Annotated in this window: 23 protein-coding genes; 4 read left to right on the forward strand and 19 right to left on the reverse strand. The window is 44.1% G+C overall.

All coding sequences use genetic code 11. From position 1 onward, the window contains the following. Window positions 1-36: 36 nt before the first annotated feature. The 5 genes from ABTV53_RS19555 to ABTV53_RS19575 form a co-directional block, all read right to left on the reverse strand. Entirely contained in the window at window positions 37-969 is a 933-nt protein-coding gene (locus tag ABTV53_RS19555) for an ABC transporter permease (RefSeq protein ID WP_433745477.1), read from the reverse strand. A gap of 190 nt (window positions 970-1,159) precedes the next feature. After that, window positions 1,160-2,857: a peptide ABC transporter substrate-binding protein gene (locus ABTV53_RS19560; RefSeq protein WP_433745480.1), complete on the reverse strand. Its 1,698-nt coding sequence runs from the start codon at window positions 2,855-2,857 to the stop codon at window positions 1,160-1,162. 153 nt (window positions 2,858-3,010) lie between these two features. Continuing rightward, on the reverse strand, window positions 3,011-3,385 hold the full coding sequence (locus ABTV53_RS19565; RefSeq protein WP_433745483.1) for a DUF3397 domain-containing protein: 375 nt from the start codon (window positions 3,383-3,385) through the stop codon (window positions 3,011-3,013). Beyond that, a complete protein-coding gene (locus tag ABTV53_RS19570; protein WP_433745485.1) occupies window positions 3,385-4,344 on the reverse strand; it encodes a ketopantoate reductase family protein in 960 nt (319 codons plus the stop codon). Before ABTV53_RS19570 ends, ABTV53_RS19565 begins: the two co-directional genes overlap by 1 nt. A 150-nt stretch (window positions 4,345-4,494) precedes the next feature. Next, window positions 4,495-5,145 carry an RsfA family transcriptional regulator gene (locus ABTV53_RS19575; RefSeq protein ID WP_278298902.1) on the reverse strand — a complete coding sequence of 217 codons (651 nt, stop codon included), beginning with the start codon at window positions 5,143-5,145 and terminating at the stop codon, window positions 4,495-4,497. Window positions 5,146-5,458: 313 nt separating this feature from the next. On the opposite strand from ABTV53_RS19575, the gene ABTV53_RS19580 reads away from it, so the two are divergent. Then, window positions 5,459-5,695: a DUF2626 domain-containing protein gene (locus tag ABTV53_RS19580; RefSeq protein ID WP_017687281.1), complete on the forward strand. Its 237-nt coding sequence runs from the start codon at window positions 5,459-5,461 to the stop codon at window positions 5,693-5,695. A gap of 184 nt (window positions 5,696-5,879) precedes the next feature. Continuing rightward, on the forward strand, window positions 5,880-6,959 hold the full coding sequence (locus ABTV53_RS19585) for a coiled-coil domain-containing protein (protein WP_433745487.1): 1,080 nt from the start codon (window positions 5,880-5,882) through the stop codon (window positions 6,957-6,959). Here ABTV53_RS19585 and ABTV53_RS19590 read toward each other — a convergent pair. Then, the gene (locus ABTV53_RS19590; RefSeq protein WP_433745490.1) at window positions 6,951-8,228 is read right to left on the reverse strand and encodes a hypothetical protein; all 1,278 of its coding nucleotides are present in this window, start codon (window positions 8,226-8,228) and stop codon (window positions 6,951-6,953) included. The two genes, ABTV53_RS19585 and ABTV53_RS19590, sit on opposite strands and share 9 nt — an antisense overlap. A 221-nt stretch (window positions 8,229-8,449) precedes the next feature. Further along, complete coding sequence (locus tag ABTV53_RS19595) at window positions 8,450-9,784, reverse strand: PhoH family protein (protein ID WP_405130472.1); 1,335 nt, start codon at window positions 9,782-9,784, stop codon at window positions 8,450-8,452. Between the two features lie 242 nt (window positions 9,785-10,026). Here ABTV53_RS19595 and ABTV53_RS19600 point away from each other — a divergent pair, with 242 nt between their 5' ends. Continuing rightward, window positions 10,027-10,719 carry a YhcN/YlaJ family sporulation lipoprotein gene (locus tag ABTV53_RS19600; protein ID WP_433745494.1) on the forward strand — a complete coding sequence of 231 codons (693 nt, stop codon included), beginning with the start codon at window positions 10,027-10,029 and terminating at the stop codon, window positions 10,717-10,719. A 7-nt stretch (window positions 10,720-10,726) separates the two neighbouring features. On the opposite strand, the gene ABTV53_RS19605 is transcribed toward ABTV53_RS19600, so the two are convergent. The 6 genes from ABTV53_RS19605 to ABTV53_RS19630 all read right to left on the reverse strand — a co-directional run bounded on the left by ABTV53_RS19605 (window position 10,727) and on the right by ABTV53_RS19630 (window position 16,500). Continuing rightward, a complete protein-coding gene (locus ABTV53_RS19605) occupies window positions 10,727-11,179 on the reverse strand; it encodes a pyridoxamine 5'-phosphate oxidase family protein (RefSeq protein ID WP_433745496.1) in 453 nt (150 codons plus the stop codon). Between the two features lie 98 nt (window positions 11,180-11,277). Then, entirely contained in the window at window positions 11,278-12,339 is a 1,062-nt protein-coding gene (locus tag ABTV53_RS19610; protein WP_433745498.1) for an LCP family protein, read from the reverse strand. 90 nt (window positions 12,340-12,429) lie between these two features. After that, on the reverse strand, window positions 12,430-12,726 hold the full coding sequence (locus ABTV53_RS19615) for a YlaH-like family protein (protein WP_036614990.1): 297 nt from the start codon (window positions 12,724-12,726) through the stop codon (window positions 12,430-12,432). Window positions 12,727-13,020: 294 nt separating this feature from the next. After that, complete coding sequence (gene typA, locus ABTV53_RS19620; RefSeq protein WP_253439360.1) at window positions 13,021-14,865, reverse strand: translational GTPase TypA; 1,845 nt, start codon at window positions 14,863-14,865, stop codon at window positions 13,021-13,023. Window positions 14,866-15,041: 176 nt separating this feature from the next. Then, window positions 15,042-15,536: a hypothetical protein gene (locus tag ABTV53_RS19625; RefSeq protein WP_433745501.1), complete on the reverse strand. Its 495-nt coding sequence runs from the start codon at window positions 15,534-15,536 to the stop codon at window positions 15,042-15,044. 304 nt (window positions 15,537-15,840) lie between these two features. Beyond that, a complete protein-coding gene (locus tag ABTV53_RS19630; RefSeq protein ID WP_421885737.1) occupies window positions 15,841-16,500 on the reverse strand; it encodes a TerC family protein in 660 nt (219 codons plus the stop codon). A gap of 87 nt (window positions 16,501-16,587) precedes the next feature. Here ABTV53_RS19630 and ABTV53_RS19635 point away from each other — a divergent pair, with 87 nt between their 5' ends. Next, window positions 16,588-17,298 carry a TerC family protein gene (locus tag ABTV53_RS19635; RefSeq protein WP_433745503.1) on the forward strand — a complete coding sequence of 237 codons (711 nt, stop codon included), beginning with the start codon at window positions 16,588-16,590 and terminating at the stop codon, window positions 17,296-17,298. A gap of 122 nt (window positions 17,299-17,420) precedes the next feature. On the opposite strand, the gene thiI is transcribed toward ABTV53_RS19635, so the two are convergent. The 6 genes from thiI to ABTV53_RS19665 form a co-directional block, all read right to left on the reverse strand. Further along, a complete protein-coding gene (thiI, locus tag ABTV53_RS19640) occupies window positions 17,421-18,662 on the reverse strand; it encodes a tRNA uracil 4-sulfurtransferase ThiI (protein ID WP_433754290.1) in 1,242 nt (413 codons plus the stop codon). Between the two features lie 5 nt (window positions 18,663-18,667). Further along, on the reverse strand, window positions 18,668-19,816 hold the full coding sequence (locus ABTV53_RS19645; protein WP_433745506.1) for a cysteine desulfurase family protein: 1,149 nt from the start codon (window positions 19,814-19,816) through the stop codon (window positions 18,668-18,670). 172 nt (window positions 19,817-19,988) lie between these two features. Further along, window positions 19,989-20,741 carry a lytic transglycosylase domain-containing protein gene (locus ABTV53_RS19650; RefSeq protein ID WP_433745509.1) on the reverse strand — a complete coding sequence of 251 codons (753 nt, stop codon included), beginning with the start codon at window positions 20,739-20,741 and terminating at the stop codon, window positions 19,989-19,991. Between the two features lie 189 nt (window positions 20,742-20,930). Next, window positions 20,931-21,344: a hypothetical protein gene (locus tag ABTV53_RS19655; protein WP_433745511.1), complete on the reverse strand. Its 414-nt coding sequence runs from the start codon at window positions 21,342-21,344 to the stop codon at window positions 20,931-20,933. Between the two features lie 35 nt (window positions 21,345-21,379). Beyond that, complete coding sequence (locus tag ABTV53_RS19660) at window positions 21,380-21,598, reverse strand: DUF1540 domain-containing protein (protein WP_076211597.1); 219 nt, start codon at window positions 21,596-21,598, stop codon at window positions 21,380-21,382. A gap of 168 nt (window positions 21,599-21,766) precedes the next feature. Beyond that, a complete protein-coding gene (locus tag ABTV53_RS19665; protein ID WP_062835484.1) occupies window positions 21,767-22,273 on the reverse strand; it encodes a YpuI family protein in 507 nt (168 codons plus the stop codon). Between the last annotated feature and the right edge of the window lie 231 nt (window positions 22,274-22,504).

The raw sequence follows: 22,504 nt of genomic DNA on the forward strand, positions 1-22,504 counted from the left end.
CCGTTTCATTGTTTTTATTATTCGTGCCAGACAACGTTATGCCCCCTTCCGGCTTTCCAGCTTAATTCTAGGATCAATCAGCACGTAAGCGATATCCGTAAAGAAACGAGCCAACATCAGGAGGATACCATAGAAAATCGTAATCCCCATGATCATAGTGTAATCACGGTTTGTGATACTCTCTACGAATACTTTACCAATTCCCCCGATGTTAAAGATCTGTTCAATTACAACGGAACCTGTGATGATATTCGCTGTCATTGGACCAACATAAGTTACTACTGGTAGAATACCGTTTCTTACAACGTGTTTAAACATAATTGCAGGCCAATTCAGACCTTTGGCTTTAGCAGTTTTAATATAATCTGCATGTAAGACTTCAAGCATGCTCGAACGCGTCAAACGAGCGATAAAAGCAATCGGAGATGCAGATAGCGCTGCAACCGGAAGAACGTAATCCAATGGACCATCAAAGCCCATAACGTTAAACCAGCCTAATTTAGTAGCAAAGAGATACTGCAATAGTGACGCAAGCAAGAAGCTCGGAACAGCTATACCTATGACAGCGAGGATCATCGTGATATCGTCAATGAGTTTACGATGGTAAACTGCAGCAATAAGCCCCAGCAAAACACCCACGATAATCGAGATAACAATTGCAAACACTCCCAGCTTCAGCGAAGCGGTAAATGTTTCGCCGATCATTCCGGCTACATCTCGATTGAGATATTTCATTGAGACTCCGAAATCTCCCTTAATGATTCCACCCATATACTTCAGGTATTGTTCATACATTGGTTTGTCCAATCCATACTTCTGTTCCAGCAAGACCCGAATTTCAGGCGATACTTTTTTCTCGGATGTAAAAGGGTCACCCGGAATAGCCTTCATCAGGAAGAAGGTTGCAGATGCGAGTATGAAAAGCGATAGCAGCATAAATAATAGTTTTTTCAACACATACTTAACCAACCCTTGCACACCTCCACAAACAATATTTTGTATACAAATCGATTGTAGAATTAGACAGAAATAAAGTCCAATCCATTTATCGGAAATTTCAAGAATTATAAGGAAAATCGGTGCACATACAAAAAAATCGGGATATATATGGAATTCCACATATATATCCCGAAGTAATCATATTAGACTTCAGAACAACTTATTTCTCTTCCAGATATGCACGCGTGAAGTCAATAGCTCCACTGAAATCAAGTTGTACGCCTTTCAGGTATGGCTTGGTCAAAGATACGTTAGTGTAGTAATAGATTGGCATAACGCCCATTTCATCTTGAATCAGGATTTTCTCAGCGTCAGCAAATGCAGCCATACGTGCAGCTGGATCAGCAGATTTTACAGTGTCTTTAACATCTTTGTCATACTGTTCGTTGCTGAATTTGGAATCATTGTTTGTGTTTCCAGTAGTCCACATTTCCAAGAAGTTGTATGGATCGTTGTAGTCAGCAGACCAACCTGCACGAGCTACTTGGAAGTTTTGATTTTGACGGTTCTCAAGGAATACGCCCCACTCTTGGTTTTCTGTTTTCACATCAACACCAAGATTTTGTTTCCACATGTCAGCAACCGCCAAAGCGATTTTCGCGTGACCATCACTAGTGTTGTAGATCAAAGTAACAGCTGGCAATGTTGTGTAACCTTCTTCTTTCATACCTTCAGCAAGCAACGCTTTAGCTTCGTCCACATTTTCTGTGAAGTAATCGTCTTTGTGCTCATCACGGAATTCGCCGTTTTCACCACGGATACCTGGAGGTACAAAGCCGAATGCTGGAATTTGTCCACCTTGTGTTACTTTGTCAACAATCAACTGACGTTGAATTGCCATTGCAAATGCTTTACGGATTTTAACGTTGTTAAATGGTGCTTCGTTTACGTTGAACTGGTAGTAGTACGTACTTGCAATACCAGTAGCTTTGAACTCGTCCGGCAATTCCGCTTTTACAGAAGGAATTTGGTCGGATGGAATTTCACCGTTAGGTGCACCAGTGTAGTCCAATTGTCCTGATTTGTAAGCTTGCAGTTCGGAAGCACTGCTGTTCGTCAGAGACATATCGATTTGAGCCAATTTGATGTCGGCAGCTGCATGATAACCATCGTTTTTCTTCACAACAATTTTTTGACCTTTAGCGTATGAATCCATTACAAATGGTCCGTTAACGATCATGTTTTTGTAGTCTGTGAAGAATTTGTCATTTGTGTCAGCAGATGCATGTACTGGGTAGTACGTGTAGAATGCTGTCAGACCCAAGAAGTAAGGTGTTGGGTTTTCCAACGTTACTTCAAGCGTGTGCTCATCAGTAGCTTTCACACCTACTTGAGAGAAGTCTGTGATTTTAGTACCTTTATATGTTTCGTCTTTGCTCAGGTTGTAACCTTCAGCACCTTTGATGTAGTACAATTGGTATGCATATGGAGAAGCTGTTTCCGGTTTCAAAGCGCGTTCCCAAGAACGAACAAAGTCTTCGGCAGTGATTGCATCACCATTGCTCCATTTGGCATCCGGGTTCAGGTTGAATACATATTTCAAACCATCTTCGGAGATTGTCCAGTCTTTAGCTACGCCTGCTTGTTCTTTACCATCAGCATCGATGCGTACAAGACCTTCGTACAAGAATTTCAGAACTGTGTTGGTTTGGCTGTCTTTTGCTTGAGCCGGGTCCAACGTAGGAGGTTCAGCTGACAGGTTGATTTTCAGAATTTGATCTTTAGCAAGACCATTTCCTTCGCTTGCAGAACCAGTATCGGTGTTACCTGTGCCTTCGTTTTTCGATCCGCACGCTGCAAGTACGGTACCGAACGCCAGAATCAGCGTCAAAAGGACTAATAGACTTTTCCTTTTCATCTAACACGTTCCCCCTAAATTGATATGGTTTATATGTTTATAGATTATACAACCACCGGTCAAAAAAATCTACATTACTTTTTCAGAAAGTAATGTTTTTTTCAGTTTTCGACAAAATCGACACATTTTTTAGCCCTTTTGCGTTATGTATCCTCACATCTGTTGCATGAAGTATCTAATTAATCCAAATAAAGTAAACAAAACATACCCAAAACTCATGATTACGAAAGCCATGCGCCAAACGGCCCGGAACATTCTACCCCCGTCAACCTTCCCCTTTAGTCGATTTTGCGCACCTCCGATAAATCCAAGTGCTAGTAGTATGAGTAATAGCGTCAGATAAAAACCAAAATTCGAATCAAATGTTAAGTTGAATAACGCCGATACTGAAAAAACAAGAAAAAAAGTGGTTACATCCATTGCCATCCGCATGGCGTTCCGTTTGTCTTTTTTCCATACGTACATGCCCCAATAGACAAGAAAGAACGGAAAAAAGGGTAATATGCTCAACACGATAAAAAGTCCCATTAATTCACTCCTTCCGGTTGCATTCCTTCAATCAGATGAAGCAGTATTTCATGTGTAGGTGCAGCAAGGTCCAACTTTTGTGCCATCCTTACAATATGACCGTTAATTGATCCCACTTCTGTACCACGTCCAGCGAGGACATCTGCAAGCATGGAGGAAGTGTTCGTGGCAGTAGAGCGGCAGACCGATATCAGTTGATCCCACATATCCTGATCCAAACCTATTCCACTTCCAGAGTAGACTAACCATACTTCATCATATAACTGGCGCATTAACCTCTTGCGTTCTTCTGTGATGAGCAATTCTCCATTAGGGATTCGCCATAGTGCTGTAAGCGGGTTAATGACCGAATTAATCAACAGTTTCCTGTATATCAGCTTATCGATTTCATTCGACACTGTACAGTCAAATCCTGCCTGCTGCAACAATCCCGCCAGAGTAAATGTTCCCGTCTCTTCTATAGAGGTAGAATCCGTTATATGTAGGTTGTATCTTCCCAGCCTGGTTTCACCTGTACCTGCACGATTCACCTTACTCTGTACACGCTTCGCACCTTCTGTTGTAATCGCACTACACAGAAGCGATTTTGGCAAAGCTGCTTGAAGTTTTTCCATATGGCCCATCCCATTTTGAAAACAAGCGATATTTAACATGTGGTCTTGTAATGGATTAACCTCATGGATGAAACCATCAATGCCTGTCTGCTTCACCATGAGTAGCAACCAATCTCCTGGTGTGTTCTTCCATGTGTCAGTCAGCTCACTTATCGGTTTCGCCTGTATTTGATCCGGTAGGATATGCATCTCATCATCTCGTTCCACAATAGTTACACCATAATGGGTGAGGAGATCTGCCTGAGTAGTTGTTCTGGTCCAAAATCTGACCTCGTTACCTGCCATCAGCAGTTTCCCGCCATACAAAAGACCCAGTGCCCCCGCTCCTACGATATCAATGATCATACGCTGCACTCCTATCCGCTTCAGTAGTTGCTCTTCTCTTATCTATAATAGAACAAAAAGACCAAACTAAAAACCCGTCATACCTGCCGTTGTGTAACGGAGGTGTGGCGGGTTCATACCTGACTCTCACAAATCAGACGTCTGAACTTGCTATTCAATTCGTTCCAGATTGCCGTTGGCATCCATCTTGAATCGTGTTTTAAGTTCTTCTTCTTCTTCTGACAAAAATGCGAGTCTGCGAGCCCGATCCATAATCTGAATCAAAGCTTTATAGTCGTCATTCACCACACGGTAATCCGTCTGTACTTCATTCACTTCCTTGGAGAGGCGGTCGTTCTCAAGACGCAGTTCAAGCAATTCATCTTCTTTCTCCCGAAGTTCCTTCTCCAGCATCTTGAGTTGACGACTACTCTCCTGCACGGTTCCCTTCCATTGTCGCAGGAAGCGGATTACTGCATCCATCGATAATGAATCGTCTGAAATCCCATCTGATTTGTACAGTTGTTCTTCAGTGTCCAGTGTACTCAATGCTGCAACCTGTGGTCCGAGCATAGCTGGCTGCTTTCTGAGATAACTTCGTTTTTGTCTTTGTGCCTTGGCGTTACTAATAGCAGACTCATACTTTTTACGCACGCAACTGTTCCAGCGAAAACCGCATGCGGCAGATGTTCTGCCTATCTTCTCGCCCACCTCTTCAAAAGCGGCCAATTGTGTACTGCCTTCCCGAATATGACGCAAAGTAACCTCAGCCAATATCAAATCGTCCTCTGTACTCCAAGCATCCTGTCTCACTGCAGTCATGCTATAATACCCTCCTAACAACATCCTAAAATAACCGTCCGCATTACCGGAAGCCCGGTATGTGAATTAGGTATAAAAGCTGCTTCATTCATTCTTATGCCTCTCATAGAGTTCATAGAATTGATTTCATACTAAAATGTATTTCCACATTCAGGCGTGCTCATACGTGATATACGTAAAACATATCCATCTATACTTACTTTGAGCAAAAAAGAATTCGCTTTCATATCCAAATTTGTTTACACGTTTTTCCTTTCCCGGTATAATGTTGTGTAGACAATCTATGAACGTACTTAGGAGAGGAGGATTTACCGTGGCACGCATGTTTCGGGTACTCGGGTTCTTCACGCTTGCAATTGGCCTTATGGCTTTTGCGGGAGATCTGGTCGAAATGGCTTTGCTTTTTTTCCTGCAGACTGCGTTTTTTGTCATTTTAGGATACTTGAAATTTACCGAGCGAACGTACATATTGCTCTTCTGGGGTTATATGATCGTAACATTCACGGGGTTCAGCTACTGGACCGTATTCGAAATGGGTCTGCCGCTCTAATCCACCTGCAGCATCAAAGTGATCCGATATCTGTCGGGTTGCTTTTTTGTTGTGTTCAGATTAAATGAATGTTCATGGTGTTATGTAACCACTAAGGATATTTCACGTATTTGTTTCATATATTGTCTGGAAGACAACAAGCCTGTACGATTGTCATTTAAGAAGTGGAAAGGAGAATGGATCGGTGAAACGTCAATACGGCATTTCAGCCTTTATATTATGCATCATTTTATTCCTCCAGCTACCTTTAGCCCATGCCTATGGAGAGTCTTCACCTGAGGATACACGTGAGATATTGCAAAAAAGTCTATCCATCGTCGAAATCGATCACGAGATCGAACGCATCGCCGAAAGGCAGAAGCAGCTGGCTCAACAATACGAGACATTATCCGTCCAGCTTCAGGAACAGGAAGAGCAGATACATATTCAGCAAGATCGGGCCGGAGCTGTAGTGAGGTCCTACTATACAGGAGAACGCGACAGCCTCCTCATGACGGTCCTGGGAGCCAGGTCATTCAAAGACCTGTTTGTACTGTATGATTATTACCAGATTATTATCGGACGGGATCAGGCTGTGCTGGACAAGTATCAGGATCGTTATCGCAACCTGCAACAGACTTCCACTCAGATTCGTCAGACTACAACAGAATTAACCGAAATGAAGACTAATCTTCAAAACCAGCGGGAACGTGTAGTCACCTTGCAAAAAGAAGTGGAGGCCCAAATAGCCACCAGCGGAGATGCGGCAGCGATTCAGAAACTGATGGATGAATTGACCCTTTATTGGGAGAATATCGGCATCTATGAGGTGAAACGATATTTCAAAGCATTGGCATCTGCCATGCAGAACCTGCCTGATTTTATCCAAAAACAAAACGGAGGCATATCCACGACTGGAACAACGTATACGATTCGAATTGGGCAGGATGAGCTTAATACATTTTTACGTTCCCAAAATTCAATCTTTGAAGACTTTGCCTTTCAGTTTAACCAGGATAAGATTATAGCTTCCGGTCAGCGGGATCAGTTGCATTTAAGCATTGAAGGACATTATACGGTAGAAAATGAACCTCAAAACTCCATTCGTTTTCATGTGGACAAACTTGTATTCAACCAGCTTGAATTACCAGACACCACTCGCCGAATGCTGGAAAGAGAGTTCGACCTCGGATTCTATCCGCAGAAAATCTTGTCCTTCGTCAAAGCCACCGATGTTTCAACAAGTGAAGGCATATTGGAAGTAAAACTAGCTATATCATTTTAAAGAGGTGATTCTAATACTGTCTACGTATTGATTCGCTGTAATTTCTCCCTTTAAGAATTGTTGTACTTTTTGATGAAAACGAGTTATTAGAGCATGACTTTCGGTCGTTGCAGCGGGGACATCTTGGGTGTGTGAGAACCAGGATTGTCCCTTTGTCATGTCATAACGTCCAACGAGTTTCTCAGACTCCAAATCCAGTTCCTGTTGCTTTGCGGGCAACCGATTAACCTGTTGGTACCATTTCAACTGTGTCGTAGCGGACGTCATTCCTTCAATCCATCTACTGGCCTCCTCTGCCTCAACCGAACCCGCAGTAATGACAAGACTTCTGGAGTTTACAGATTCCAAGGTTTCGAAAGAAATCCGCTCCAAAGAATCTTCATCAACTATACTCGCTTGATCCGCACTTAATAATTGAGATAACAATGATACGACCATTGGTGTGTAGTTCTGGTCAGCAGTTGGAGAGAACTCTGGATTGGTAGACTCAAGTCTAATAAGGGGCTGAATCTGATTCATCAACTTAATCCCCTGCTGAAGATCCCCCGTTTGCGAATCTATTTGTGTTCGTTTAACTTGATCTGGTGCCATCCTCGGTTCCAAATGATTCAGCCACGCATTCGTCCCGTACACATCATTGATGTTCATTGTAATTAAAGGGATGCCTTCCGCAATGGCTTGCTGAGTAAGTTTGACCCACTGATCTTTATTGCGAGGTAACGACTCCAGACCAGTTCTCTTCAGAAATGAAGATTGTGCAGCCAAAATGTACGGATCGAAATCAAAAGGCATCCCCCATTGATAACCATTCCACTCTGTCATCCCCCGTAACTCAACTACCGTATCTCCCAGCGACTTCGATAAAGTTGTTCCGTTTAACGGATACAGGTACCCTTTTCGGGCATAGTATTGCACTTCCTCACTATCCAGCAGAACAACATCACCGTTCTCCCGTAGTGAAAATTCAAGATCCAAAACACGCTTATATGTATCGGGCTTCTCATTCCGAAGATTAATCTCCACCAGCTGGGAAGCAGCTACTTCTTTGGCTATCTTTTGAAAGGCTTGAAACTCTTCATCCGACATGGCCACTACAATCTCAAGCGGAGCTTGAGCATCTTCATTACGGGACAAAGAACCCGGGAAGGTATCCTTCTCCTGTTCGCGTTCCTGATTGAGCTGCGAACCTCTAAAGTCAAAACTCGGTGACAAGATCGTTAACGAAAGCAGCAATACCGCAAACAAAACAACCTGATGTCTACGCTTCATTAACTTCCCTCCCTGTTCACCTAGTTTTTTCCTGCAACAATTATTGTAACAAACAAGTAGTACTCTTGTCCTACCCTGCCGAAAAACACTTTTTCGGATTTTCGCATAATACGAGCATATCGAGTTCTGTGTAATAACGCTTACTTAATTTTTCAGCAAAAAGCCGGCTCCAGGAGCCGGCTTCAATACCAACATTTTCCGGGAAATAAATCCCCTGAATTTTACAACAAATCAGCTGCAAGCTGTGCCAGCTTGGACCGTTCTCCTTTTTCGAGCATGATGTGTCCGCTAATTCCCTCTTGCTTGAACCGTTCCACAATATACGTCAGACCGTTACTGGCGGAATCAAGATACGGATGGTCTATCTGTTCGGGGTCTCCCATCAAAATAATCTTACTGCCTTCACCGACCCTTGATACAATGGTCTTCACTTCGTGGCGCGACAGATTCTGAGCTTCATCAATAATGATAAACTGTCCAGGTATCGATCTTCCACGAATATACGTTAAAGCCTCCACCTGAATACTGCCAAGCCCCATTAATATTTTATCGATATCTCCGGCTTTTTTGGTGTCAAACAAAAACTCCAAATTATCATAAATCGGCTGCATCCATGGACGAAGTTTTTCTTCCTTCTCACCAGGCAAGTAACCGATATCTTTCCCCATCGGAACGACAGGGCGAGCGATCAACAGTTTTTTATACTTATGATCATCCTCTACCTTAAGCAGACCTGCTGCAAGTGCCAGCAAGGTTTTCCCTGTCCCAGCTTTTCCGGTGATGGTAACAAGCGGGATGTCATCATTCAAAAGCAGTTCCAGTGCCATGCGTTGTTGTGCGTTACGTGCGCTAATGCCCCAAACATTGTCATTACTGAGGAAAAGCGGCTCCAGCTTTGTTCCCTCTGTGTTCACTTTAAGCAAAGCCGATTTATTGGTTCCCATCTCATCCTTGAGAATGACAAATTCATTCGGATACAACGAATAAGACAACTGCAACGGTTTGATTGGTAAAAAACGATATGTGTAAAACTCATCAATCACAGACGGATGAACTTTTAAGGCCGTATAACCTGGATATAACTCGCTGAGTCCTGCCGTCCGATCTGATAAGTAATCCTGTGTGAACAGACCAAGTACATCCGCTTTGATACGCACAAGTACATCTTTACTGACAAGCACGACCTGACGTTCGACTATTTCCTTTTCATTTTCCTCGATCTGATAATTCAGTGCGACAGCCAAAATGCGATTATCATTGGACACTTCACCAAACATTTCCTGAACTTTAACGAAACTCCGATGATTCAGCTCTACTTTCAGATTACCTCCATTAGCCAAAGGCACCCCACTGTGCAGGTGACCCAGCTCACGTAATCCATCCAACAGTCTCGATACATTACGGGCATTACGCCCAATTTCATCGGCATTTCTTTTTTTGGAGTCGATCTCCTCCAATACAACCGCGGGAATGATTACCTCATGTTCCTCAAAGGCAAATATGGCATTGGGGTCATGCAGAAGCACGTTGGTATCCAATACAAAAATCTTTTTCATTCAATCCCCTCCAAAGCGGCGTCGTTAAAGGCATGGGCTGGAACATAAAACTCGGGAATGTCGGATTAAACCTTGTATTTATCCTCGAAGGAAGCACGTTTCCCTTCATTCCCGAGTTTATCTTGATCGTATGATCTTATCAGTAGCGGCATGGACAATCATGCTCCCATACATAAATGTATTCGACTAGGGCAAAATAATTGTCAACCATTCTGAAAAACTCCAAGAAAGGATGAACATTTATGAAAAAATGGGTTTGCACGTTGCTTCTAATCTTATTAATTACCGGTTGTAATAACACGTCACGAAGTGCTTCACAAGAGCCGTATACATCACATCCAAGAAGTTATGGAGGCAATATTGAAACACGAAATCAACAGAATGGGACCCAACCGATCTACACACAAGACGATCGAATGAACCCTTCACGTCTGGATCAATTCAACGAAAATACTGGTGAAGTCCATGACATGAACATTGTTGAAGATGATAAAAGTGGACGAATGCCAAATGAGAAACGAGTCAATCACCTGAAAGCCCTTGCCAAGCAAGTGGAAGGTGTTGAAGATGCGAACTGCGTCATACTTGGTAATACTGCTGTAGTTGGCATTGATGTAGATGGGGAACTGGAACGTGCTCGTGTCGGTACCATTAAGTACGCTGTAGCCGAAGCACTTCGCAAAGACCCTGAAGGTGTAGATTCCATTGTTACTGCAGATGCGGATGTCACTGAACGAATTAAAGAAATTGGTGAACATATTCGACAAGGGCACCCGATCTCAGGCTTTGCTTCAGAACTCGCAGACATGGTGGGACGAATTATTCCACAACTCCCAAAAGACGTAAAAGTCCGTCAAAATCCGGATGAACACCAGAATCAGGAACAACAAATGCAGCAGCATTCATCGGACAAAAGACAGCAAAAAGCCCAGTGATCTCTCACTAGGCTTTTTTCATGGCAGCAAAAACCTGCCCATCTAATTTCTCAGCAGCACGCTGATCATATATTTTGACATATTGAGGCACAGAAGACAGTTGAGCGCCATAAAACAGAGCATTCCTCACCGCTTCAATTGTAATGTCGAAACAGCACATATTAAATGGAACATCCTGCAGCGGATCCTGCCGTACCGTCGCACGCCCGTTCACTGCGTACACCGTCTCTTCTCCAAAGACAGTAATCGTAATGAGCGGATTAGTGAGCATGTTGTTCACCAGACGTGAACGATGATCGATCGCCACACGAAAAGTTGAAGCATTCTCGGCATAGATCCAGGAGATGGCTGTTGAAGTCGGACCTCCGGATTCTACATCCACGGTGCTCAGAAGCACAAAGGTCTCATTCTTGAATTGCTGTAAAAGAGATTCAGTTAATTGTGTGACGGCTTCGGACATTCAACCAGCCCCCTAAACTTCTTTATGCAATTCTTAATCTTGGTTTATGTTATTATAGCATACCAATTAACGTGCTTCCAATCCCAAAAGAATGAAGGTTATTCACTTGAAGGTGAAGTGGTTATTTTACCAGAAAGCGTATCTTGTAAAGCCTGCTTCGCATTGGCCAGTTCCGTCTCATTAATATACACATATGGACTTCTCCACTCTCCGGTAACCGGAGTATAATGTACATCTGAAGTGGAAATGTTCCAATACGTCGAGATAAAGTTTTTCATTTGTTCCGATTCCACATCTGTCGTCATGTTCTTGTCAACTGCACCAATCACTTTGCTGATCTTTGTAATGCCTCCAAGAGATTTCATCTGATCCAACATGGAGTTGAGCACTTGGTTTTGACGTTTGTTACGGTCAAAGTCATTGGATTCAGCAGTCTTCGGATTACAATTGGATTTGCGGTAACGCACAAAATCCAGTGCCGCTTTACCATCAAGATGTTGTGCGCCTGCGACCAGATTGATATCTGTACCATCGGCTGTATCTCTATAACACATATTTTTATCCACAGTCACATCCACGCCACCCACGGCATTGACAGCATCACGGAATGCCTGGAAATTCAGGACGGTTGTATAATTAATATCTACATCCAAGTACTTGCCCATCATTTCTTTCATCTGATCCTCTGCATTTTTGCCAGTAGTTTTTTCCTGTGCTTTGAATTTTGGATAATAGGAATTCAGCTTGTTCGCTTTGTACCCGTCCAATTGAATACGCGTGTCTCGAGGCAAAGATACAATGGTTGCCGTCTTGGTCTCCGGATTCAACGAAGCCACCATAACGACATCCGAGAGATATGTGCCAGTTTCAGGACGGTTATCTGTGCCTAATAACAGCATCGTGATCGGTTTGGTTGTGGCTGACATCCCGGGAGGTACCGGTTTATCGATGCCTGTATCCACGACTTGATTGTATACCCAGTACGCATATCCACCGCCTACCACAATGGCAATAACCAATAGACTTAAAAGAATTCTGCCAAAAGCATTCATTCTCTTTTTCTTCTTAGGCTGTTTGCCCTTGCCTTTCTTCGACTCAGAAGCACCGGATTGCGTCGGTGCCTGTCTCCGTGGAGGCAGTCCGTTCGAATTTGAGTTCATATCTTCAACACCTTTATCACATCTGTTTTGGTCTAAATAAAAGACAACCGCTTTCCCTAAGGAAAACGGATGGTCTGTACAAGACAGGATTTATGAGTTTCGAGCGGCAGCTTCCGCTTTTTTCTTTTGACGACCTTCAATAAAATAACGCACTCTCACTAACAACATCAAACCAACCGCGACCAACAAACATTGAATGATGGGCAGCTTGTCGATCTGAAAAATAAGAAGCATGAATGTGCCCATCGCCATCAAAATATAGAGAACGATTTCCTTACCAAGTGGCAATTTCTGACGTACCCGAAACACCTTGTTATATACGTAAGTAATCAATACAAAGATGACGATGTAGGCTACGATTGGGTGTGATGCGAACCATGCTTGCATGCACAGCCAGCTCCTTTCGTGTTCATGCTAGGATATAAGTTAACTCTTGTGTGACCTTTCGATAACTCTGAGTAAAACACACATCGGAGGTAACCGTTCCGGTATCGGATCGTTCTTTGATCGCTGTTATCCCCAGATTTTTTTGATCCATTTTCAATGGTAAAATCCGGGGATAAAGGCGAACGCTTCGCTTCTTCAGAATCGATTCCGATCCCTCCACTACTTCCACTGTGCATAACATCGTTAACTTCTGTGTTCCATCAAACTTAACTTATATATATTATTTTGTTGTTATTAGGCTTTGGAAGCCATTTTGCGTTGTTTCTCTGCACGCTCACGCTCGGATTTATTCAGGATCTTCTTACGAAGACGAATAGATTTTGGTGTGATCTCACAATATTCATCTTCATTCAGATATTCAAGTGCCTGTTCCAACGAGAAGATAATCGGAGTTTTAATTTTAACCGTATCATCTTTACCGGAAGAACGAACGTTAGTCAGTTGTTTTTCTTTGCAGATGTTAACAACGATATCATTGTCGCGTGTATGTTCACCAACAATCATACCTTCGTAGATTTCAGTACCCGGCTCCAAGAAGAGCGTACCGCGATCCTCAACGCCCATCATGCCATAGAACGTAGACGTACCCGTTTCAGTTGAGATCAGTACACCTTGGTGACGTCCACCAACTTGACCGGATACTACTGGAGCGTAGCTGTCAAATGCATGGTTCATTACACCGTAACCACGAGTCAATGTCAGGAAGTTTGTGCTATATCCGATCAAACCACGTGCTGGAATCAAGAACTCCAGACGAACTTGACCACTACCTGTGTTGACCATGTTAACCATCTCTGCTTTACGTGCGCCCAGGCTCTCCATTACGGAACCCATGCTTTCTTCAGGGATATCAATCAACAAGCGCTCAACCGGCTCCATTTTCTTACCGTCAACTTCTTTGATGATAACTTCCGGTTTAGATACTTGCAGTTCATATCCTTCACGACGCATATTCTCAATCAGGATACCCAAGTGAAGCTCACCACGTCCGGAAACGACAAATGCATCAGGGCTTTCCGTTTCGTCAACACGAAGGGAAACATCTGTTTCCAATTCTTTTAACAAACGCTCACGAAGTTTACGGGAAGTTACCCATTTACCTTCACGACCTGCGAATGGACTGTTGTTCACGAGGAACGTCATTTGCAGTGTAGGCTCATCGATTTTCAGAACTGGAAGTGCTTCTGGATTGTTAGGGTCGGCAATGGTTTCACCAATGTTGATGTCCTTGATCCCTGCAATGGCAACGATGTCACCTGCTCCTGCTTCTTCCGTCTCAATACGTTTGAGACCCTGGAAACCGAACAGTTTCTCGATACGTGCAGTTTTGCTCTTACCATCACGCATAATAACCGTTACCGATTGTCCTTGACGGATCACACCGCGGTTAACACGACCAATGGCAATACGGCCAAGGTATTCATTGTAGTCCATCAAAGTAACGAGGAATTGAAGTGGTTCTTCAACATTTTCGGTAGGGTGTGGGATATGACTAACGATGGTATTGTAGATCGCCATCATGTTGTCATCCTGTTTAGCAGGATCACTTTCCATGCTGGATGTTCCGTTCAATGCGGAAGCATATACAACAGGGAATTCAAGTTGTTGATCGTTGGCACCCAGTTCAATGAACAGGTCCAATACTTCATCAATCACCTCAGCCGGACGAGCCGCTGGACGGTCAATTTTGTTTACAACAACGATAGGTGTCAGGTTGTGCTCCAGTGCTTTACGAAGTACAAATTTCGTTTGTGGCATACAACCTTCATAAGCATCAACAACGAGCAATACGCCGTCAACCATTTTCATGATACGTTCCACTTCGCCACCGAAATCGGCGTGTCCTGGTGTATCCACAATGTTGATCAGGTAATCTTTATAAGTTATAGCCGTGTTTTTGGCCAAAATCGTAATACCGCGTTCACGCTCCAAATCGTTGGAGTCCATTGCGCGCTCCTGTACCGTTTCGTGATCACGGAAAGTACCGGATTGCTGGAGCAACTTGTCGACGAGCGTAGTTTTCCCGTGGTCGACGTGGGCAATAATCGCAATATTGCGAATGTGTTCTCTTGAATGCATGGTTTGTATCCATATCCTTTCCAATTTCAATTCTTATCTACTAAACTTCCCGCAATTTCGCAGGTTACTCACAAAATAAGCGTCGGTGATATCCCGACGCATGTCTATATCCCTTATATTATAGTTTATTATAGGTAAAAATCAAGATATTTCGCACGAAAAGACCACTGGGATTGTTACCAGCCTCTCCCTTGACGTCCTCGTCCAAGCAATAACCAGATTCCGCCCAGGATCAAAAGGACAGCAAGTATATAGATTATTCCCGTTTGCAGCAAGGTAAATCCGAATAAAATGATGGACACCGCACCAATGATCAAAGCTGCGGGTAACACATATTCCGGTCTTCGTCGCTCAGCCATTCCATATTCGAGTAACCCTATGGCGATCCCAAGCAAGAATGCTGGCCACAGCCTGCTCATAAGTCCAGCGCCCCATGTATTCGTTATACTGAATAAAACACCATACACCGTTAGTATACCGGCAGGAACAAGTGACCACGATGGTGAAATACGCGCATAATATAACGCATGAAGGGCGATGCCTGGCAGAAGGATCAGCAAAGGCCAGAAATTGCGACCAATAAATCCAAACACGCCAAACTTGCCAAGCAGAATAATAATTCCCGCAGCTACAATAAATAGTCCAATCGCTTTCTCATTTCTCATCCTCATTTGCAATCACCTCTTATACTATGGCTATGTACTTTATTTTTTAATAAACGATTACGCATTCCATGCTGACTGTTGATTTTCAAACCTGTAATCCTGCTTCTAGTGTATCCGATGTTTCGGCAAAAAACTATACTTTATGTCGCACTTTGCGTGCGTCCTTTACCTGTATTACCCTAAAATGTGCAACTTATGACTAGCCAAATGGGAGTTGTATTGAAAAGTGTACTCTCTCAAAACAAAACCGCCTAAACCGGATGGTTCAGACGGTCATATGTTCAAGCTTTTACCCAATACGTAGCTATAGCTATGCGTTCTTTCTTACAAATTTATGCGCCCCTCCAACCGCAACCACGAGACAAGCCATTGCTGCAGGTAGCAGCGTGTGCACTTCTGATGCCATACCTCCCAGCCACTCTCCCAACTTGGGATCTTTCATGACCATCTCACCGGCTGTGAAGGCAAGAATACCAGAGCCGACGAATACCAGAATCGGAAATCGCTTGAGCAAACCAACAATTAACCCACTCCCCCATACAACAATGGGGATACTGATCGCAATCCCGATGACAATCAAAGCCAAATCTCCATCTGCCAAAGCCGCTATGGCCAAAACATTATCCAGGCTCATTACAAAATCGGCAATTAGAATGGTTTGAATGGCTTTCCACGTCGTAGAAGCTTCTCGAATATGTACTTCATCATCATTTTGAAGCAGCAGCTTCACTGCAATCCAAAATAACAACAGCCCACCTGCCGCTTGGATAAAGGGAATCCCCAGCAATAATACCGCTACGAAGGTTAATACACAGCGCAACAACACCGCACCAAAAGCCCCCCACCATACCGCTTTTTTGCGTTGGATCGGTGGCAGATCCTTGCTTGCAAGGGCAATAACAACCGCATTATCTCCACTCAGTACCAGATTGATCATTAAAATTTCAGTTAACAGCCAAAGTGTATCCATGTCCTCATCCCCCCACATTAACTTGTATGTGAGAGTTGTCCATGCTATTCTTAATGATTGAACCGTATATAAGGAGTGACATATCTCATGGAGCTATTTAGTCCCACATTTTGGCTGGCTTTGCTGAACGTTGTCTTTATTGATCTCATTCTGGCTGGAGATAATGCCATCGTCATAGGTCTCGCAGCTCGAAATTTGCACCCTTCCGTGCAGAAAAAGGCGATTCTATATGGAACTGGCGGCGCACTTTTGATTCGAATTTTAGCAACAGTTGTTGTTTTATGGTTGCTTAAAGTTCCGTGGCTCTTGCTTGTGGGAGGCATACTTCTGATCTGGATTGCCTATAAATTATTGGCGGATCAGGGAGATGAACACAATGATGTCCAGGCGGGAACTTCCTTATGGACCGCTATTCGTACCATTGTCATTGCGGATGCAGCCATGGGACTCGATAACGTGATTGCAGTTGCTGGAGCAGCGCAGCAGCATCTCGTGCTTGTCATCCTTGGACTCCTGATTAGTGTACCTATTATCGTCTGGGGTAGTACCCTGTTTATCAAGCTAATTAATCACTTTCCTTGGATCATCTATGTCGGAGCCATTGTTCTCGGGTATACGGCTTCCAATATGATCACTGAGGAACAGCGACTCTTGCCTTACTTTACTGAACATCCGGCATTGCGCATTCTCTTCATCGTTGTGGTTATTGCAGGCGTAGTCTTTGCAGGTTATCGCAAACGCTCCAGCAGTTCCAGTCACAAGGGAACTGGCGGGGAACAGCAGCGCTCCTATTCGTAGGCTAATTTAAACTAAAAATTTCATCTGAATACAGCAAAGGACTGAACGATATATCATCGGACAGTCCTTTTATGCAGTTAACATAGCCCTTATTATGTCAGCCATGCTAATTTTTATTGAGTTTAGAACCAATCATCCTTCATGCCATTGTCTCCTGTCTGATTCGTTAACACAGAAGTTTCACCAGCGTGCAGTGTGATCGTTTCAGTTTGTTCCACCGCTTGATCCACCCATTCTGACAGATGGCTCATTGTTGATTCAATTTTATCCACAATTCGAAGATTTGGATTGGTTGACGGAGACTTGGGCACAAAGAGAGTGCAGCAATCCTCATATGGCAAAATAGATATGTCATACGTTCCGATCTGTTTGGACAGGGTAATGATCTCCTGTTTATCCATCATAACCAGTGGTCGCAAAAGTGGCAGATCTGTCGCACGACCAATGACATTCATACTCGGAAGAGTCTGACTCGCTACTTGGCCCAGGCTATCCCCGGTGATCAGTGCGAGTGCCCGCTCACGCTCGGCAAGTTTGGATGCAATTCGCAGCATTGAACGTCTCATCAGGGTAATAATCAGATTGTCCTGACCCAGTTGGGTAAATGCCGTTTGGATCTCCGTAAATGGAACCAGATGCAGCTTGATTGTTCCTGCATGATCAGCAAGAGCACGCGCCAAATCGACGACTTTTTCTTTGGCCCGCTGGCTTGTGAACGGATAACTGTAAAAATGTACACATTCCACTTCCAGTCCACGACGCATGGAAGACCAGGCAGCAACAGGGCTATCTATCCCACCTGATAGCAGTACCATTGCTTTGCCATTCGTCCCCAGCGGAAACCCACCCACTGCAGGAATAGTTTCATTGAAAATATACGTGCCTTGATCCCGAATTTCCACTCGCAATTCAATATCAGGTTCGCGAACATCAACACTCAATTGCTGGAACTTCCGAAGAATCGGGGAACCAACCAAATGATTCATTTCATGTGAAGAGTTCGGGAACTCCTTCCATACCCGCCTTACATTTACCTTGAATGTGGTGCCTTCCTTAAATTCGTCTTCCCTTTCGTCCATAAAAGCAACTGCCGTTTTCACAATCTCATCAAGCTCGGATGGAGTAACTTTAACCGGACTAATCGACATCACACCGAATACCCGCTTTAGCACCTTAATCAGTTCAGTATGTGATTCACCGCCAAGATCCACATAGACACGGCCATATTCTTTGCGAAGGCTCGCTCCTGGATAAGGTTTAAGCAAAGCTTTCACCTGTGTAATGATCGTTTTTTCAAATCGGGCCCGATTTTTCCCCTTTAACATAAACTCTCCGAAACGGAGAAGCAGCATATCATATTTCATATCCATTACATCCGCCTTTCGAGGGGCCGCAACTGCGCCACCATCTGATGTAAAGCCCGTTCAAGCAAGGCTACATCTTCTTCTGTATGTTCATCTCCAAGACTAATACGTAATCCGCCACCAGCACAAGCTGCATCTCTGCCCATCGCAAGTAGAGCCCGACTCGGTTCAGCGGAACGCGAAGAACAGGCAGATTGGGTCGAAATGGTTACGCCAAGTTGCTCCAAAGTGTGCAGCGCCACTTCTGCCTTCATCCCGGGATAGGAGAAGTGCACAATATGAGGCGCACCCTCTGTGCGACTGTTCAATTCAAATTCAGGAATAACATGTATCGTTTCCATCAATCGATCACGGAGCACTGTTGTACGCCGGGCAAAATTAACCTGATCTTCTGCTGCCATTCGCATGGCCTTTGCCATTCCTACCAGCAGGGCCACGTTTTCTGTGCCTGCTCTTAGGCCTTGCTCCTGTGATCCTCCTGACAATAGTGGCGTAAGCTCCACTCCACTTCGCACATACAGTAGACCTGCTCCCTTCGGTCCACGAATCTTGTGAGCAGACAGACTGTACAGATCTGCACCCCAATCGGCAGGTGTCACCTCCATTTTCCCAAAACCCTGAACACCATCTACATGGAAAAGCACCCGTGGTGCTTTCTTTTTGAGCTGATTGCCAATCTCTGCAATCGGATGGATGGCGCCTGTTTCATTGTTTACATGCATCAGACTCACAAGCACCGTGTCGGGCCTGATCGCGTCTACAACCTGCTGAGCGTTGACCACTCCATCGGAATTCACGGGAATTAATGTCACTTCCCATCCCCACTGCTGCAATTGCATAAAACTTTCGTACACCGAGGCATGCTCGGTAGCTGTTGTGATGATGTGTCTGCCTCGTGACTGATAACGTAATGCCGCACCTTTTATCGCGAGATTATTGCTCTCGGTCGCACCGGAAGTAAATACAATCTCTTCCGGCTTAACGCCGATTGCCGCAGCACATCCGGATCGAGCACGACGCAGCAACTGATCGGCACGCTCTCCATATCCATGAATGGAGGACGGATTACCGAATTGTGTCTCCATAATTTCGGCCATCGTACGAATCACATCGGGATGGGGAGGTGTAGTTGCAGCATAATCAAAATATTTCAAATGAGGTTAGACCTCCCTTTATCTCTTCGTTCATGAACCTACAGTGAGCATTGTAACACGATACCCATACAACACAAAAAGACCAACCGGGAACAGGCGTTTCAAGCGCTACTGCTCCCACATTTGATCTCATCCTGCATATGATGGTTATCGCAAATGTCTATCTGTGAGTTTAGATCACATATTTCGACTGCGCCTTCTCCACCTTGGAGATATAATTCTGTGTTTCTGAAGGCAAACGGTTAAGTACACTCATCAGTTCGCTGTCACTAGACACGCCCAGACGTGAAACACGGCCCGGTCCTGCATTATACGCGGCAAGCGCCATCTTCACTTCTCCACCGAAACGCTGGAGCTGAAGGGAAAGATACTTCGTACCCGCATCAATATTCTGGGCAGGATCAAATGAATTACGCACACCCAGCCCTGCAGCTGTGCCATCCATTAATTGCATAAGCCCCTTAGCACCCGCAGACGACACGACATTTGGGTTAAAATTGGACTCTGTGTCAATGACGGCCTTGATCAATGATTCAGGAACACCGTATTTGGCACTTGCCTCGGCAATCAAAGATTCATAATCCGTAGGTACAGAGGCCCCGGAATCCAAAATCCCTTTATTGGATACAGATAACAAAGACTCAACAATATTATTGGAGGCAGAGGATAATCCTGATGTACTTATATCCGGGTTGTACGTGCTTCCAAGTTGTAACCACAACAAACCATCACTGGATCTTTTGGAGACCGTAGCGGTGGAATCTCTATTGCTCGTCGAATCGGCACCCGTAGCTAACAGCCCGTCCATCACATTGGCGAAATCCACTGTTGAACCAGCATCTGATTGTGATCCACTGATTTGATTATTCACATTGGACAATTGCAGTTCCAACAACTGCCGCGATCCGCTTGGATCAATCTGCATGAGTTATACCCACTCCCGTATAATTAAGCGTATTATGACCTTATTCTACATCGTTTTACAACAAGGTTCCATTGTTTTCATGAAAATAGTTGAATCTCTCCACATAACCTGCGCATATACGAAAAAAACCTTCTGTAGTTCACCACATCTGGGTGAGAACAGAAGGCTTTTGGATGACCATTTTATACTCTAGCGAGCAAATGGAATCATGAAAAAATAACTCAGCGTTGCTACAATACCCAGTCCAATGGACCAGGCTCCCGCTGTTTTCCGACCATTGACATACGCATAGTAACCCAGAACGGCTGCCGCTGGTCCAAGTACGATTGACCACATGAACAAGGACGCGATGCCGAAGGCCAGCCCCATATAACCTGCGACCTTGCCTGTTGACTCCATGACACGATCTGCCTCATGCTTCTCAGGCACAGGTTCTGAACGTTCGGTACCTCCAGTTCTTACAACAGTCGGAGGAGCGACCTCTGCACCATACTCTTCGCGATGTACTTTTCTTGGATAGTCGACACGCATACGTTGTTTTTCACCGTCAACATTGATTTTAGGACGATCCTGAGAATTAAAATTATTATCGTCATTTTTCATTTGGAAGCACCTCCATTATGAATAGGGATGACTGCTCACTTGGGTTTGAACGTGTGACAGCATGTTGCAGAGGATGTGCGTGCATGATCATGGTGATCGGAGTCAAATGTCTCACCGGCAAATTCCTCATGCAAACGACGGGTGGCATGTTGGTCAATGTCAATCATGATGGCATCAGCTTGGCAGAAGTTGTTCTCTCCCCAAAAGTTGCAGTTGGAGACGCTGCATTTGACAATTGGTTTGTCTTGGCTCATTTTTTATCACCTCGACTACTATTGTCTCCCCGCCACAAACCCGATATTCTCCGCCAAAATGCCAGATGATGACATGATCACACCTCATTTTACTTTGCAATAAAAATACAAAAAAAAACCGCCACAAGGGCGGTTTCGTCCAATTTCATATTCAGGTTTAAACGTTAATTAGGCGTGATTCCGTTGATTTTGCATACGGCGCTGAGTCAGGTAATCACTTTCATAATATGCCAGATCATCGCGCAATTCTTCGTACGTTTTGGAAACCTCCAGAATGACATCCCGTACTGCACGGATTGGCTTGTCACGGAAACGAATGGCATCTTGTCCTGTGTAAGCGTATCTTCCGTCTTCGGAATAACATTCATTTTTGGGATAGAAAAAGCTGTTTACGCATTGGTGATACGTATTATAAAGAGCCTTTTCGGCAAAATCGACATCAAAGTTGGCACGACGCAGCACAACGCCAAGTTTTTCGTAAGAAACTTCAGAAAAAACGAGCAAATGACGGAGATCTGAAAGAAATCCTTTGTAGAAGGCAGTTGATTCTTCCGTCTGATTCTGATCCAGTTCAGGCAAAGCATTCTCATTCAAAAATTTTTCAATCCGATCGATAGCCGGTTTTAACTTTTCCCTAGTTGACTCACATGTTTTCTGTACATTGGCTGCTGACATAAAGGTAGCTCCCCCTTAAATAAGTCCTTACATATAGGTCGGCCAACGGTGGTTTTCCCCTGACCTTTGAATTCTCAGCTATAATCCTACCATAAAAAGATGACGAGCGGTATCCCTTAATCATGCTTTCCGCTTCTGCCGTTAAACATGCCTATTATACGCAGTCAGACTGGAACTCGCCTGCATAAAAATATCCGCTTTTTCTAACGATAGATATAACCAGTGACAACG

It is taken from the genome of Paenibacillus amylolyticus, from assembly GCF_050990605.1.
In the GTDB taxonomy this organism is placed as follows: Bacteria; Bacillota; Bacilli; order Paenibacillales; family Paenibacillaceae; genus Paenibacillus; species Paenibacillus amylolyticus_H.